At 39.1% G+C, this 15,264-nt stretch carries 13 protein-coding genes, 1 tRNA gene and 1 pseudogene; 12 read left to right on the top strand and 3 right to left on the bottom strand.

The window, feature by feature from the left end:
* Positions 1-50 precede the first annotated feature (50 nt).
* From SMSK564_RS08040 to SMSK564_RS08060, 5 genes are all read left to right on the top strand, one after another.
* Positions 51-281: a DUF1146 family protein gene (locus SMSK564_RS08040; protein ID WP_080554170.1), complete on the top strand. Its 231-nt coding sequence runs from the start codon at positions 51-53 to the stop codon at positions 279-281.
* A 23-nt stretch (positions 282-304) separates the two neighbouring features.
* On the top strand, positions 305-1,588 hold the full coding sequence (gene murA, locus SMSK564_RS08045) for a UDP-N-acetylglucosamine 1-carboxyvinyltransferase (protein WP_000358019.1): 1,284 nt from the start codon (positions 305-307) through the stop codon (positions 1,586-1,588).
* On the top strand, positions 1,581-1,769 hold the full coding sequence (locus SMSK564_RS08050) for a DNA-directed RNA polymerase subunit beta (protein ID WP_025170904.1): 189 nt from the start codon (positions 1,581-1,583) through the stop codon (positions 1,767-1,769). Before murA ends, SMSK564_RS08050 begins: the two co-directional genes overlap by 8 nt.
* 38 nt (positions 1,770-1,807) lie before the next feature.
* Positions 1,808-2,632, top strand: a complete 825-nt coding sequence (gene endA, locus SMSK564_RS08055; protein WP_001036772.1) for a DNA-entry nuclease EndA — start codon at positions 1,808-1,810, stop codon at positions 2,630-2,632.
* A 154-nt stretch (positions 2,633-2,786) separates the two neighbouring features.
* Positions 2,787-4,118 carry a hemolysin family protein gene (locus SMSK564_RS08060; RefSeq protein WP_000390034.1) on the top strand — a complete coding sequence of 444 codons (1,332 nt, stop codon included), beginning with the start codon at positions 2,787-2,789 and terminating at the stop codon, positions 4,116-4,118.
* A 188-nt stretch (positions 4,119-4,306) separates the two neighbouring features.
* Here the strand turns inward: SMSK564_RS08060 and SMSK564_RS0102505 are convergent.
* Positions 4,307-4,377: transfer RNA gene (locus SMSK564_RS0102505), tRNA-Cys, on the bottom strand.
* Positions 4,378-4,535: 158 nt separating this feature from the next.
* On the opposite strand from SMSK564_RS0102505, the gene SMSK564_RS08065 reads away from it, so the two are divergent.
* From SMSK564_RS08065 to SMSK564_RS08085, 5 genes are all read left to right on the top strand, one after another.
* Positions 4,536-6,524, top strand: coding sequence for a peptide ABC transporter substrate-binding protein (locus tag SMSK564_RS08065; RefSeq protein ID WP_000749579.1), 1,989 nt, complete (start codon positions 4,536-4,538; stop codon positions 6,522-6,524).
* 66 nt (positions 6,525-6,590) lie between these two features.
* Positions 6,591-8,087, top strand: coding sequence for an ABC transporter permease (locus SMSK564_RS08070; RefSeq protein WP_000759914.1), 1,497 nt, complete (start codon positions 6,591-6,593; stop codon positions 8,085-8,087).
* The gene (gene oppC, locus SMSK564_RS08075; RefSeq protein WP_000103691.1) at positions 8,087-9,013 is read left to right on the top strand and encodes an oligopeptide ABC transporter permease OppC; all 927 of its coding nucleotides are present in this window, start codon (positions 8,087-8,089) and stop codon (positions 9,011-9,013) included. The genes SMSK564_RS08070 and oppC overlap by 1 nt, the downstream gene beginning before the upstream one ends.
* Positions 9,014-9,021: 8 nt before the next feature.
* Positions 9,022-10,089, top strand: a complete 1,068-nt coding sequence (locus SMSK564_RS08080) for an ABC transporter ATP-binding protein (protein ID WP_000159550.1) — start codon at positions 9,022-9,024, stop codon at positions 10,087-10,089.
* 10 nt (positions 10,090-10,099) lie between these two features.
* Positions 10,100-11,026, top strand: coding sequence for an ATP-binding cassette domain-containing protein (locus tag SMSK564_RS08085; RefSeq protein WP_001291288.1), 927 nt, complete (start codon positions 10,100-10,102; stop codon positions 11,024-11,026).
* A 414-nt stretch (positions 11,027-11,440) separates the two neighbouring features.
* Here the strand turns inward: SMSK564_RS08085 and SMSK564_RS08090 are convergent, their stop codons facing one another.
* Both SMSK564_RS08090 and SMSK564_RS08095 read right to left on the bottom strand, forming a co-directional pair.
* On the bottom strand, positions 11,441-12,319 hold the full coding sequence (locus SMSK564_RS08090) for a LysR family transcriptional regulator (protein ID WP_001049300.1): 879 nt from the start codon (positions 12,317-12,319) through the stop codon (positions 11,441-11,443).
* 127 nt (positions 12,320-12,446) lie between these two features.
* Complete coding sequence (locus tag SMSK564_RS08095; protein ID WP_000208712.1) at positions 12,447-12,797, bottom strand: helix-turn-helix domain-containing protein; 351 nt, start codon at positions 12,795-12,797, stop codon at positions 12,447-12,449.
* Positions 12,798-13,070: 273 nt separating this feature from the next.
* Here SMSK564_RS08095 and SMSK564_RS08100 point away from each other — a divergent pair, with 273 nt between their 5' ends.
* The gene (locus tag SMSK564_RS08100) at positions 13,071-14,696 is read left to right on the top strand and encodes a malolactic enzyme (protein WP_000123925.1); all 1,626 of its coding nucleotides are present in this window, start codon (positions 13,071-13,073) and stop codon (positions 14,694-14,696) included.
* A gap of 196 nt (positions 14,697-14,892) precedes the next feature.
* A pseudogene (locus SMSK564_RS13275) lies at positions 14,893-15,012 on the top strand (IS630 family transposase); the annotation flags it as partial.
* Positions 15,013-15,264 lie beyond the last annotated feature (252 nt).

Genomic DNA, 15,264 nt, shown 5'->3' on the forward strand with positions numbered 1-15,264 from the left:
GGGAAGTTTCCAAACTAGCGCACAAACAGAGAAGATGGTATAATAGTCAAATGGTTCAATTATTATTCACTCTAAGCAGTCACATGCTCTTTATTTATGTGAGTTTTTACCTTTTAAAGGATCTTGTTAGATGGGAAAAGGTTTTAAAAGTGACAACTGAGAATACAGGAAAAGTTCGTTTACTAGTAGCCTTTTTCAGCATTGTCATGGGCTACATCCTGAGTTCTTTCTTTATCAGCCTGTATCAGTTGTGGCAAGAAGCGCTTAGAAGATTATTATAAAATCAAGAGTAAAGGAAACGAGTATGGACAAAATTGTGGTTCAAGGTGGCGATAATCGTCTGGTAGGAAGTGTAAGCATCGAAGGAGCAAAGAATGCAGTCTTGCCCTTGTTGGCAGCGACTATTCTAGCAAGTGAAGGAAAGACAGTCTTACAGAATGTACCGATCTTGTCGGATGTCTTTATTATGAATCAGGTGGTTCGTGGTTTGAATGCCAAGGTTGACTTTGATGAGGAAGCCCATCTTGTTGAGGTGGATGCTACTGGCGACATCACTGAGGAAGCCCCTTATAAGTATGTCAGCAAGAAGCGCGCCTCCATTGTTGTATTAGGGCCAATCCTTGCCCGTGTGGCTCATGCCAAGGTATCCATGCCAGGTGGTTGTACGATTGGTAGTCGCCCTATTGATCTTCATTTGAAAGGTCTAGAAGCTATGGGGGCTAAGATTAGTCAGACAGCTGGTTATATCGAAGCCAAGGCTGATCGCTTACATGGTGCCCATATCTATATGGATTTTCCAAGTGTTGGTGCTACGCAGAACTTGATGATGGCAGCGACTCTGGCTGATGGGGTCACAGTGATTGAAAATGCTGCGCGTGAGCCTGAGATTGTTGACTTAGCCATTCTCCTTAATGAGATGGGAGCCAAGGTCAAAGGTGCTGGTACAGAGACTATTACCATTACTGGTGTTGAGAAACTTCATGGTACGACTCACAATGTAGTCCAAGACCGTATCGAAGCAGGAACCTTTATGGTAGCTGCTGCTATGACTGGTGGTGATGTCTTGATTAAAGACGCTGTCTGGGAGCACAACCGTCCCTTGATTGCCAAATTGCTTGAAATGGGAGTGGAAGTGACAGAGGAGACTGAGGGAATTCGAGTTCGCTCTCAACTAGAAAATCTAAAAGCTGTTCATGTGAAAACCTTGCCCCACCCAGGATTTCCAACAGATATGCAGGCTCAATTTACAGCCTTGATGACAGTTGCAAAAGGCGAATCAACCATGGTGGAGACAGTTTTCGAAAATCGTTTCCAACACCTAGAAGAGATGCGCCGCATGGGCTTGCATTCTGAGATTATCCGTGATACAGCTCGTATTGTTGGTGGGCAACCTTTGCAGGGAGCGGAAGTTCTTTCTACTGACCTTCGTGCCAGTGCAGCCTTGATTTTGACAGGTTTGGTAGCACAGGGAGAAACTGTAGTTGGTAAATTGGTTCACTTGGATAGAGGTTACTACCGTTTCCATGAGAAATTGGCGCAGCTAGGTGCTAAGATTCAGCGGATTGAGGCAAATGATGAAGATGAATAAGAAATCAGGTTACGTAATCAATCGTTTACTTTTAGTCATCATAGTACTGATTTTAGGTGTTTTAGCCTTAGGAATCGGTCTAATGGTCGGCTATGGAATCTTGGGCAAGGGTCAAGATCCATGGGCTATCCTGTCTCCAGCAAAATGGCAGGAATTGATTCATAAATTTACAGGAAATTAGGCTGGGAGACCAGTCTTTTTCTAAAGATAAGGAGAAATATGAACAAAAAAACAAGACAGACACTGATTGGTTTGCTAGTGTTATTGCTCTTATCTGCGGGGAGCTATTATATCAAGCAGATGCAGTCGACAGCTAATAGTCCCAAAACCAAGCTTAGTCAGAAAAAACAAGCTTCGGAAGCTCCTAGTCAAGAATTGGCAGAAAGTGTCTTAACAGACGCAGTCAAAAGCCAAATAAAAGGGAGTCTTGAATGGAACGGATCAGGTGCTTTTATTGTCAATGGCAATAAAACTAATCTAGATGCCAAGATTTCAAGTAAACCCTACGCTGATAATAAAACAAAGACAGTGGGCAAGGAAACCGTGCCAACTGTAGCCAATGCTCTCTTATCTAAGGCAACTCGCCAGTACAAGAATCGTGAAGAAACTGGGAACGGTTCGACTTCATGGACTCCTCCAGGATGGCATCAGGTTAAGAATCTAAAGGGGACTTATACCCATGCGGTTGATAGAGGGCACTTGTTAGGCTATGCCTTAATCGGTGGTTTGGATGGTTTTGATGCCTCGACAAGCAATCCTAAAAACATTGCTGTCCAGACAGCCTGGGCAAATCAGGCACAAGCCGAGGATTCGACAGGACAAAACTACTATGAAAGTCTGGTGCGTAAAGCCCTAGACCAAAACAAGCGTGTCCGTTACCGTGTAACCCTTTATTACGCTTCAAACGAGGACTTAGTTCCTTCAGCTTCACAGATTGAAGCCAAGTCCTCAGACGGAGAGTTGGAATTTAATGTCCTAGTTCCAAATGTTCAAAAGGGGCTTCAACTGGATTACCGAACTGGAGAAGTCACTGTTACTCAGTAAAAGATAACATAAACTCCTATGTCACTTGTAGATGTAGGGGTTCTTTTTTGGACAATTTAAGTAGAACTAGAATAGACACTGAGAAAAAATAATATGTACTGAGCTAATTTTTGTGATATAATAAGTGACAAGATACTATTTTAGGAGAAGAACTATGGAAGACCCAAGTAGTCAGAATTTGTTGCTACAATTTGTTTTATTGTTTATCTTGACGGTATTAAATGCCTTTTTCTCAGCCACAGAAATGGCCATGGTTTCACTTAACCGTGCGCGGGTTGAACAAAAGGCAGAAGAAGGAGATAGACGCTATATCCGTCTGCTGAAGGTACTAGAAAATCCTAACCACTTTTTATCAACCATTCAAGTAGGGATTACCCTGATTACGATCTTATCAGGGGCGAGTTTGGCAGAAACTCTGGGACGAGAAATTGCATCTTGGCTTGGAAATGGTGAAACAGCTTATGCCGTTGCAAGTTTTCTATCTTTAGCATTTTTGACTTATATTTCCATCGTTTTTGGGGAATTGTATCCTAAGAGAATCGCTCTTAATCTAAAGGATGCCTTGGCGATTCGTACAGCGCCAGTTATCATTGGGCTTGGGAAACTAGTTAGTCCATTTGTTTGGCTCTTGTCTGCATCTACCAATCTCTTGAGTCGCTTGACTCCTATGACCTTTGACGATGCTGATGAAAAAATGACCCGTGATGAAATTGAGTACATGCTGACAAATAGTGAAGAAACACTAGATGCTGACGAAATTGAGATGTTACAAGGGATTTTTTCACTGGACGAATTAATGGCCAGAGAAGTCATGGTTCCTCGAACGGATGCCTTTATGGTCGATATTCAGGATGATAGTCAAACCATCATCCAAAGTATTTTAAAACAAAATTATTCTCGTATCCCTGTCTATGATGGAGACAAGGATAACGTGATTGGGATTATTCACACCAAGAGTCTCCTTAAGGCAGGCTTTGTGGACGGTTTTGACAATATTGTTTGGAAGAAAATCTTACAAGATCCACTTTTTGTTCCTGAAACTATTTTTGTGGATGACTTGCTAAAAGAATTGCGCAATACCCAAAGACAAATGGCAATCTTGCTGGATGAATACGGTGGGATGGCTGGTTTGGTGACTTTGGAAGATCTCTTAGAGGAAATTGTTGGGGAAATCGATGATGAAACGGACAAAGCAGCAATAGATGTTCATCAGATTGGCGAGGATACCTACATTGTTCAAGGAACTATGACCCTCAATGATTTCAATAATTACTTTGATGTTGAACTGGAAAGTGATGACGTTGATACCATCGCTGGTTATTATTTGACAGGAGTTGGGACCATTCCAACTACTGAGAAACTCAGCCATGAAGTGGTCAGCCAAAACAAACAGCTTATCCTAACCAATGATAAAGTGAAAAATGGACGTGTTACCAAGGTAAAAGTCCAGATCACAGAAGTCGAAATAGAAGAAGAAACAGAATAAACTAGAGGCTTTTGTCACCAGGCGTGACGAAGCTTTTTTCAGTTGATTTCATGAGGGAATTATGTCATGGAAAGAACTTTGCCCCAAAAGTTTTTCAAAATTATCCGTATTTATCAGAAGAAAAATAAAAAAAAGCCCTTTAAATTGGGCTTTCTGTTCATTTGAAACCTGATAAATCAAGTTATAGAAGGCGGTAGACGGATTTGAACCGACGATCAAGCTTTTGCAGAGCCGTGCCTTACCACTTGGCTATACCGCCTTAACGTTTATTATTATACCTTGAAAATCATTCTCAGTCAATAGTTTTTTCAGATTTTTTGTATGAATAAGCCTAAATATTCTGAAAATTCGTTTACTTTTCTTGAAATCTATGATATAATTGATAATGACCTATACTTTATTACGAGGAGTGAAGAAATGAAAAAAAGTCAAGTGCTTGCTGTAGCAGGAGCTACCTTATTAGCGTCAGGAGTTCTAGCTGCGTGTTCAAACACTAGTTCAAATAATGCGAAACTAGCAAAAGATTACCAATATGTTTATCAAACAGATCCAGAAACCTTGGATTATATCGTCAGCAATATCGATTCAACATCATTCATCACAACAAATGCTGTAGATGGTTTGTTGGCTAACGATAAATATGGTAATCTGGTTCCTTCTATTGCTGAATCATGGACAGTTTCAAAAGATGGTTTGACGTATACCTATAAAATCCGTAAGGATGCTAAATGGGTGACAGCAGAGGGAGAAGAGTACGCTCCTGTCACTGCTAAAGACTTCGTTACTGGTTTGAAACATGCGGTAGATGGAAAATCAAAAGGACTTTCAATCGTTAGCTCTTCTATTAAGGGATTAGAAGCCTATATCAAGGGTGAAACAAGCGATTTTTCAACCGTCGGAGTAAAAGCACTTGATGACCAAACACTAGAATATACTTTGAACCAGCCAGAAACTTTCTGGAATGACAAGACAACTAGTGGTGTTTTGATGCCAGTTAATGAAGAATTCTTAGCTTCAAAAGGGGAAGGTTTTGGTTCTCCAACAGATGCTAACTCTATTCTTTATAACGGTCCATTTGTCTTGAAGGCTGTAACTCCTAAATCATCTATTGAGATGGCTAAAAATGACGCTTACTGGGACAAAGAAAATGTAAAAATTGAGAATGTTAAGTTCACTTTCTGGGATGGTAAGGATCAAGATGTAATTGCCAAAGGTTTTTCTGATGGTCAATATAGCAAGGCTCGTATCTTCCCTACAAGTTCTACATATGAAAAGTATGCAGCTGACTTCAAAGATAACATTTACTTTAATGAACCAGGTGCGGGTGTTGCAACTGTCAGCTTGAACTATGGCCGTACAACTTATAACCACACTGCCAAAACAAGTGATGCCCAAAAGACATCTACTCAAAAAGCTTTGCTAAATAAGGAGTTCCGTCAAGCCTTGAACTTTGCGGTCGATCGCAATTCTTACTCAGCTCAAACAAATGGTACTGATGGAGCTGCAGTAGCCATCCGTAATACATTCGCACCATATAATCTTCAAGTTGGTAAGAAAACATTTGGTGAATTGGTACAAGATAGCTTGGCTAAGACAAATTCTTCTACTTGGTCAAACGTATCTCTAGCAGATTCTCAAAATGGACTTTACAATGAAGAAAAAGCGAAAGAAGTCTTTGCTAAAGCTAAATCAAGCCTACAAGCTGAAGGTGTTGAATTCCCAATCCACTTGGATGCCTTGGTTATCCAAGAATCAACAGCGGTTGTAAACCGTGTTCAATCATTGAAACAATCAATTGAAAAAGTATTGGGTTCAGATAATGTTGTTGTAGACTTGCAACAAATGACTCAAGCAGAAGCTTTACCAATTTCATTTAGTGCTCCAACAGCTAAAGAGCAAGATTGGGATATCCACACCTTGCTAGGATGGAACCCTGACTATCAAGATCCTTCTACTTTCTTGGATCAGTTTGTCATCAAGGGAGGAAACACTCGCCTTTACCTTGGTATTGACCAAAATACTGATGCATCAGTAGCAAGCAAACTTGCTTTAGCTGACTATGGAAAATTACTTGATGATGCAAACAGCGAAAACCAAGATGTTCAAAAACGTTATGAAAAATACGCGGTAGCACAAGCTTGGTTGACTGATAATGCTTTGACAATTCCAGTAATGGCTTCTCCTAAAGAAACAGCCGTTTCATATGTTTCAAAAGTTCTACCATTTAGCTCTTCATATTCAGTAGCCGGCCTTAAAGGTGAAAATTCAGGATACTTGAAGTACACTGAAGTTGGTGAAAAAGCAATCACCAAAGAAGAGTATGAAAAAGCTCGTGAAAAATGGTTGAAAGAAAAGACTGAGTCAAACGAGAAAGCTCAAAAAGAATTGGCAAGTCATGTGAAGTAAATAATTTTCAATAGAACTTTCTCTCCATGAGGAGAAGGTTCTTTTGGGATTTTTAAAGGAAATGATATGAAAAAATATATTTTTATGCGTGTTTTGCGGTCATTGGTTTCTATCTTCTTAGTAACAACCTTGACTTACACGATTATCTATACAATGGTTCCTCGAAAATTGATTTTCAAACAGGATACCAACTATAACAAGATTGCGACAACTGCTGATAAACGAGATAACTATGAGAATACTGTTTATGAGCGTATGGGCTATATCGAGTACTACGATACCAAAGAGTTGCAAGAAAAAGCTAGCCAGATGGATGCTTCTGTAACAGTTGAAGCCAATGACACCAACAAGGCTATCTATGAAAAATACATCAAACAAATCGGTCATGGTTGGACCTTGGGGGAATTTACTGAAAGTGGCCAATTCTACGCTACTCGTGAAATCCCGATTTTTGAACGTGTTTTTCACTTCTATGCTAACTTGATTGACATTGACCATACAAATAAAATTCAAGACCCTGAGAATCCAGACTTGAAACGTTACCTTCGTTTTGAAAATGATCCAGCTATCGGATGGTCCTTGGTTGGTTCAGGAACTAAACACAAATATCTCTTGTACTTCAACAGTCAGTTCCCATTTGTGCATCAAAACTTTGTGAACATTAATTTAGGTGACTCTTATCCAACCTATGCTAATAGCCCTGTTTTACAGGTTATTACTCAAGGACAAGGGCAAACAAAAACATCTCAAGTTCAGTTCCCAACAGGTAAGAAAACTTCTTCTGTAAATATTTACTCAAGAACCTACAAATCACCTAGTCAGGCTGACTCTCGTGAAGTGGCTAACTATGGGAAAGATGATCCATATACTGCAACTGAAAGTAACTACCAATATCCTTCTATGATTGCTAGCTCTGCAGTCGTTGGATTGATTGGTTTGGTGATTTCTTATGCGATTGCCGTGCCACTTGGTTCAGCTATGGCTCGCTTCAAGAATACTTGGATTGATAGCTTTTCAACAGGGGCTTTGACCTTCTTGATGGCTCTTCCAACAATTGCCTTGGTTTATATCGTTCGTTTGGCTGGTTCTTCAATCGGTTTGCCAGATTCATTCCCTATCTTGGGTGCTGGAGATTGGCGTTCGTATGTTTTACCAGCAGTTATCCTTGGTTTGTTGGGTGCTCCTGGTACAGCCATTTGGATTCGTCGTTATATGATTGACTTGCAATCACAGGACTTTGTTCGTTTTGCTCGTGCAAAAGGTTTGTCTGAAAAAGAAATTTCAAACAAACACATCTTTAAAAATGCCATGGTTCCACTGGTTTCAGGAATTCCTGGTGCTGTTATCGGGGTTATCGGTGGTGCAACCCTTACTGAAACAGTCTTCGCCTTCCCAGGTATGGGTAAAATGTTGATTGACTCTGTAAAAGCATCTAATAACTCTATGGTCGTAGGTCTTGTCTTCATCTTTACATGTATTTCTATCTTCTCACTTCTTTTGGGAGATATTTGGATGACGATTATTGACCCACGTATTAAATTGACTGAGAAAGGAGGCAAATAATGTCTACAATCGATAAAGAAAAATTTCAGTTTGTAAAACGTGACGATTTTGCCTCTGAAGCCATTGATGCGCCAGCTTATTCATACTGGGGTTCAGTGTTTAGACAATTTATGAAGAAAAAATCAACTGTAGTTATGTTGGGAATCTTGGTAGCTATCATTTTGATGAGTTTCATCTACCCAATGTTTTCTAAGTTTGATTTCAATGATGTCAGCAAGGTAAACGACTTTAGTGCTCGTTATATCAAGCCAAATGCTGAGCATTGGTTCGGTACTGACAGTAACGGTAAATCGCTCTTTGACGGTGTCTGGTTCGGAGCTCGTAACTCTATCCTCATTTCTGTGATTGCGACAGTGATTAACTTGGTTATCGGTGTCTTTGTCGGTGGTATTTGGGGAATTTCAAAATCAGTTGACCGCGTGATGATGGAAGTTTATAACGTCATCTCAAACATCCCATCTCTTTTGATTGTCATTGTCTTGACTTACTCAATCGGAGCTGGATTCTGGAATCTGATTTTTGCTATGAGTGTGACAACATGGATTGGGATTGCCTTCATGATCCGTGTGCAAATCTTGCGTTATCGTGACTTGGAATACAACTTGGCATCACGCACTTTGGGAACACCAACCTTGAAGATTGTTGCCAAAAATATTATGCCACAATTGGTATCTGTTATTGTGACAACCATGACTCAGATGCTTCCAAGCTTTATCTCATACGAAGCCTTCTTGTCATTCTTCGGTCTTGGATTACCGATTACAGTACCAAGTTTGGGTCGTTTGATTTCGGATTATTCACAAAACGTAACAACTAATGCTTACTTGTTCTGGATTCCATTGACAACTCTTGTCTTGGTATCCTTGTCCCTTTTCGTAGTTGGTCAAAACTTAGCGGATGCTAGTGATCCACGTACACATAGATAGGAGTAGAAATGACAAAAGAAAAAAATGTAATTTTGACTGCTCGCGATATTGTCGTGGAATTTGACGTTCGTGACAAAGTATTGACAGCCATTCGCGGCGTTTCTCTTGAACTAGTTGAAGGAGAAGTATTAGCCTTGGTAGGTGAGTCAGGATCAGGAAAATCTGTTTTGACAAAGACCTTCACAGGTATGCTTGAAGAAAATGGTCGCATTGCCCAAGGTAGTATTGACTACCGTGGTCAAGATTTGACAGCTCTATCTTCTCACAAGGATTGGGAACAAATTCGTGGCGCTAAGATTGCGACTATCTTCCAAGATCCAATGACTAGTTTGGACCCAATTAAAACAATTGGTAGTCAGATTACAGAAGTTATTGTAAAACACCAAGGAAAAACAGCTAAAGAAGCGAAAGAATTGGCCATTGACTACATGAATAAGGTTGGGATTCCAGACGCAGATAGACGTTTTGATGAATACCCATTCCAATATTCTGGAGGAATGCGTCAACGTATCGTTATTGCGATTGCCCTTGCCTGCCGACCTGATGTCTTGATCTGTGATGAGCCAACGACTGCCTTGGATGTGACCATCCAAGCTCAGATTATTGATTTGCTCAAATCATTACAAAACGAGTACCATTTCACAACAATCTTTATCACTCACGACCTTGGTGTGGTGGCAAGTATTGCGGATAAGGTAGCGGTTATGTATGCAGGAGAAATCGTTGAGTATGGAACTGTTGAGGAAGTCTTCTATGACCCTCGCCATCCATATACATGGAGTCTATTGTCTAGCTTGCCTCAGCTTGCTGATGATAAAGGGGATCTTTACTCAATCCCAGGAACACCTCCGTCACTTTATACTGACCTGAAAGGGGATGCCTTTGCCTTGCGTTCTGACTATGCAATGCAGATTGACTTCGAACAAAAAGCTCCTCAATTCTCAGTATCAGAGACACATTGGGCTAAAACTTGGCTACTTCATGAGGATGCTCCAAAAGTAGAAAAACCAGCTGTGATTGCAAATCTCCATGATAAGATTCGTGAAAAAATGGGATTTGCCCATCTGGCTGACTAGGAGGAAGGAAATGTCTGAAAAATTAGTAGAAATCAAAGATTTAGAAATTTCCTTCGGTGAAGGAAGTAAGAAGTTTGTCGCAGTTAAAAATGCCAACTTCTTTATCAACAAGGGAGAAACTTTTTCGCTTGTAGGTGAGTCAGGTAGTGGAAAAACCACTATTGGTCGTGCGATAATCGGTCTAAATGATACAAGTAATGGTGATATTATTTTTGATGGTCAAAAGATTAATGGTAAGAAATCGCGTGAACAAGCTGCGGAATTGATTCGTCGAATCCAGATGATTTTCCAAGACCCTGCAGCAAGTTTGAATGAACGTGCCACTGTTGATTATATTATTTCTGAAGGTCTTTACAATCACCGTCTGTTTAAGGATGAAGAAGAACGTAAAGAGAAAGTTAAAAATATTATCCGTGAAGTAGGTCTTCTTGCTGAGCATTTGACTCGTTATCCTCATGAGTTTTCAGGTGGTCAACGTCAACGTATCGGTATTGCCCGTGCCTTGGTCATGCAACCAGACTTTGTTATTGCGGATGAGCCAATTTCCGCCTTGGACGTTTCTGTGCGTGCCCAAGTCTTAAACTTGCTTAAAAAATTCCAAAAAGAGCTCGGTTTGACCTATCTCTTCATCGCCCATGATTTGTCGGTCGTTCGCTTTATTTCAGATCGTATCGCAGTTATTTACAAGGGTGTTATTGTAGAGGTTGCAGAAACAGAAGAATTGTTTAACAATCCAATTCACCCATATACTCAAGCCTTGCTTTCAGCGGTACCAATTCCAGACCCAATCTTGGAACGTAAGAAGGTCTTGAAGGTTTACGACCCAAGTCAACACGACTATGAGACTGATAAACCATCCATGGTTGAAATCCGTCCAGGTCACTATGTTTGGGCCAACCAAGCCGAATTGGCACGTTACCAACAAGGGTTAAACTAAGAATGGTTTTATAATTTCCATGTCAACTTTTATGGAAATTATAAACCTTTTTTCGTTGGACTGATTTGAAAGTCTTTAAAAGCTTCCTGAAAGAATTTTCGAAAGAAATAGAATTCTTAGAAAATCATTGAATTATAGTGAGATGAAATAAAATCTGAACAACTTGATTAGGAAAGTCAAATTAATTTCTAGAAAAGGTTTAGAAGTCGCGGCGTATTACTCTAGCTTCAATCTACTATAGTCTAATACTCTTCGAAAATCTCTTCAAACCACGTCAGCTCTATCTGCCACCTCAAAACAGTGTTTTGAGCAACCTGAGGTTAGCTTCCTAGTTAGCTTTTTGATTTTCATTGAGTCTAATATCTACAATGTAAAAAACTCTAGCTATCAGTTCATTGATAGTTAGAGTTTTTTCTATTCATATGATTTAAGGAGATTAAATAAGGCTTCTACTTCTGATGACGGTGTAGCTGATTTAAGGTAAGCGTAATAAACTGTAAAAGTTATCTTATCCTTCGGTATAAGAGGAATTTTTATTAAATCATCATCTTCATCAGAAAGTGCGATATCAGCCAGTAAACTAAGGCCGATCCCTTTCTTTAAAAGTTCTTTAAGGATGGCAATGTCATCAGTCTTAAAGAATATTTCTGCCTTGTTTTGATGCTTCTGATTAAGCGTTTCAAAAGCTTTCAGGTGAACAAAATGTTCGTCTAAGAGTATAAAGGATTGATCTACTAATTCTTCAAAAGCGAGGGAAGGAACAGTGGCAAAAGGATGGTTCTTAGATAAAACGACATACAGTTCTTTATGAAATAGCTCGTGTGTCTCTATTGAAGGATAATTGAGAGGTTCAATCAAACCGAGTAGGCTTGCATTAAGTTCTCCCTTAAGGAGAAGGTTTAATAACTCTACGGAGCCACCGCGGATAGGGCGTATCTTTTTTAAAAAATCCAATTTATCCTTTTCGTTTAAGGCAGCAAAGAGATACTGAATGATAATAGGAGGGAATCCTACAGTAGAGTATTGTGCCAAGGAGCGATTAATTTCTTTGCGAGTAGAAATGACCTCAGGTAAAATCAGTTCTGTATGCTTTAGAAGGATTTGTCCTTGAGGAGTTAGCTTGAAGGAACGATGCGAGGGGTCATGGTGAATCAATTTGCAGTTAAAGGATTCCTCTAAGCGCTTGATAGCATAAGAAATAGATGGTTGGCTGACTTTATGTTGTTTTGCTACTTCCGTATAGGATTGAAGCTGGCAGAGGTCATAAAAATATTGTAGATCTTTTAAATTCATATGGGTTTACTTTCATTAGTTGGAGAAGGAAAATAAGTGGAAAACAGCAGATAAATAATTTTTATCCGTATCCTACAATTTGACTATACGAGTATTCACCAGTTAAAATGTAAGTGAGTCAGGGATATCAAAGATTATCTAAGATACTCTCAAAAATGACCAACATCTTTTCTCGTTTATCAATAGGGAGCTGTTTAATCTTCATGTTGATTCTTTTGAGTGAAAGATTGTCACTCTTATCAGAGGTTGATTCAAGGCTATCAAAATTGAAAAATTCCTCTGGGGTCATTTCTAGGGCGTCAATCACTTTTTCAAGACTGTGAATGGTCAGATTCACATTTTGGTTTTCAAGTTGATTGATATACTTAAGCCCGAGTCCTGCTTGTTCCGAAAGTTCTTCCTGGCTCATTTTATTCTGTGTTCGAAAATATTTTACTTTTTGGGAAATATATTGTTGTAAATAGTTTTTAGTTGTCATATAAATAGAATACAAGTTTTATATGACAAAAAAACACCTTAAAAAATACAAAGTATTACATAACATACCTATATGATATTTATTTTAATTAGGATTGTCAATTTGTATGATTGGTTTATTTTACTCGAAACTTTTAGTAAAGAGAGATCATCGAGAGTTTGATGAGTTCAGAAATTTATAACATATGAGTATACAATTGTATTATTTACACAACAACGTTTTACGAACAATTCGTTTCATGTGGTATAATATAAGTAAAAAGGAGATTGCACTATGACTGCACATGATATTTTAAACAATCCTTTCCTCAATAAAGGTACTGCTTTTACCTTAGAGGAGCGAAAGGAACTAGGCCTTATTGGTTTACTGCCACCGTATGTTCAAACGATTGAAGAACAAGCGGCGCAAACTTATGCACAAATGCAAACTAAAGCCAATGATTTGGAAAAACGTCTTTTCCTAATGGAAATTTTTAATACCAACCGGACTCTTTTCTATTACCTCTTTTCTCAACATTTGGAAGAATTCAATCCAATTGTATATGATCCAACCATTGCAGATACGATTGAAGGCTATAGTGATCTTTTTGTAGATCCCCAATATGCGGGATATCTTGATATTAATCATCCTGAAAATATTGAAGCTACTTTGAAAAACGCTGCCGGGGGTCGCGAGATTCGTCTCATTGTTGTAACAGATGCAGAAGGAATACTTGGAATTGGCGACTGGGGAACAAATGGTGTCGATATTTCTGTTGGGAAATTGATGGTCTATACGGCTGCTGCTGGAATCGATCCTTCGATGGTCCTTCCTTTAGTCATTGATGCAGGGACTAACCGTGAAGAACTTCGTAACAATCCTAATTACTTAGGAAATCGTCACGAACGGGTCCGCGGAGATCGTTACTACGACTTCATTGACCAATTTGTTCAAACAGCAGAACGTCTCTTTCCTAAACTCTACCTTCACTGGGAAGACTTCGGCCGCTTGAATGCTGCCAATATTCTTGAAAAATACCGGAAACAAATTCCGACCTTTAATGATGATATTCAAGGTACAGGAATCGTTACCTTGGGTGGTATCTTTGGTTCGCTGGATATTAGTGGTGAAAAATTAACAGATCAAGTTTATCTCTGCTATGGTGGTGGTACTGCGGGTGCAGGAATTGCCTCTCGTGTTCTTCGTGAAATGGTAAGTGAAGGTCTTTCTGAAGAAGAAGCCTATAAACGTTTCTTTATGGTTGATAAACAAGGTCTTCTCTTTGATGACATGGATGACTTGACACCAGAGCAAAAACCATTTGCTAAGAAACGTGCTGACTTTAGTAACGCAGATAAGTTGACTGACCTGCTTGAAGTAGTGAAGACTGTGAAGCCAACCATTCTTGTAGGAACTTCAACTCAGCCTAATACCTTCACTAAAGAAATAGTAGAAGCTATGTGTGAAAACACAGAACGTCCAATGATCTTCCCTTTGTCAAATCCAACTAAATTGGCAGAAGCTAGTGCCAAAGATTTGATTGAATGGTCAGATGGAAAAGCTTTTGTCGCAACAGGAATTCCTGCTGATACGGTTTCTTATAAAGGTGTAGACTATGTGATTGGTCAAGCAAATAATGCCCTGATTTACCCAGGTCTTGGTCTAGGTATGCTGGCTTCTGAAGCAAGTCTTTTGACTGATGAAATGATTGGAGCAGCGGCGCATTCATTAAGTGGTATTGTCAATCCAGGCCAACCAGGAGCTCCTGTCTTGCCACCATTCAAGTATGTAGCAGATGTTTCTATTAAAGTGGCAGAAGCAGTTGCTAAAAAAGCACAAGAGCAAGGTCTTGCACGCGCTAAGGAAACAGATATGGCCAAAGCAGTTCGTGATTTGAAGTGGTATCCAGAGTATAAATAATTCATTTCTGCTGCTTATCCTCGGGATACTTGGCTTATTTTGGATATGTTAGCAATCTACAGAGTTGGAAAAGTAAAGAGATTGTCGTATTGACTATTGGTTTTAAACAATATAAAATAACTGTCGATTTTTTGTCCGACTGCCAAGAGTCAGTTTAATACTATACTAAAATCAAAACTCATTATATAATAGTGATATGAAATCAACCAAAGAAGAAATACAAGCCATCAAAACACTTTTAAAAGACTCTAGTACAACTAAATACCATAAAAGTCTTCAAATCGTTCTATTTTGTCTAATGGGCAAATCTTTGAAATTATCCTAAAAGAATTGAAAGCGACCTGAAAGAATTTTCAAAAAAATTTAAAAAATTCTGAAATATTCTTGACAGCTAATGAAAAAGGTGGTAAGATAGGAAGCATCAAAAAAGAAAGCAGAAAAAGAAATGAATAAGAGACAAGCTGTAACGATGAATCAAAACTTTTACTTTAGCTACTTTAGATAGTGTTTGTAGACATGTCACCATGGATGCAAACAGTTCAAGCAATTTGTTTGTATCTATGTGGCT

Source organism: Streptococcus mitis SK564, assembly GCF_000148525.1.
In the GTDB taxonomy this organism is placed as follows: domain Bacteria; phylum Bacillota; class Bacilli; order Lactobacillales; family Streptococcaceae; genus Streptococcus; species Streptococcus mitis_H.

Bases quoted from the DNA above. Each gene is read 5' to 3' on its own strand.
- SMSK564_RS08085 (WP_001291288.1), top strand. From the start codon at position 10,100: ATGTCTGAAAAATTAGTAGAAATCAAAGATTTAGAAATTTCCTTCGGT.
- SMSK564_RS08065 (WP_000749579.1), top strand. From the start codon at position 4,536: ATGAAAAAAAGTCAAGTGCTTGCTGTAGCAGGAGCTACCTTATTAGCG.
- SMSK564_RS08070 (WP_000759914.1), top strand. From the start codon at position 6,591: ATGAAAAAATATATTTTTATGCGTGTTTTGCGGTCATTGGTTTCTATC.
- SMSK564_RS08080 (WP_000159550.1), top strand. From the start codon at position 9,022: ATGACAAAAGAAAAAAATGTAATTTTGACTGCTCGCGATATTGTCGTG.
- endA (WP_001036772.1), top strand. From the start codon at position 1,808: ATGAACAAAAAAACAAGACAGACACTGATTGGTTTGCTAGTGTTATTG.
- SMSK564_RS08095 (WP_000208712.1), bottom strand. From the start codon at position 12,797: ATGACAACTAAAAACTATTTACAACAATATATTTCCCAAAAAGTAAAA.
- murA (WP_000358019.1), top strand. From the start codon at position 305: ATGGACAAAATTGTGGTTCAAGGTGGCGATAATCGTCTGGTAGGAAGT.
- SMSK564_RS08100 (WP_000123925.1), top strand. From the start codon at position 13,071: ATGACTGCACATGATATTTTAAACAATCCTTTCCTCAATAAAGGTACT.
- SMSK564_RS08060 (WP_000390034.1), top strand. From the start codon at position 2,787: ATGGAAGACCCAAGTAGTCAGAATTTGTTGCTACAATTTGTTTTATTG.
- SMSK564_RS08050 (WP_025170904.1), top strand. From the start codon at position 1,581: ATGAATAAGAAATCAGGTTACGTAATCAATCGTTTACTTTTAGTCATC.
- oppC (WP_000103691.1), top strand. From the start codon at position 8,087: ATGTCTACAATCGATAAAGAAAAATTTCAGTTTGTAAAACGTGACGAT.
- SMSK564_RS08040 (WP_080554170.1), top strand. From the start codon at position 51: ATGGTTCAATTATTATTCACTCTAAGCAGTCACATGCTCTTTATTTAT.
- SMSK564_RS08090 (WP_001049300.1), bottom strand. From the start codon at position 12,319: ATGAATTTAAAAGATCTACAATATTTTTATGACCTCTGCCAGCTTCAA.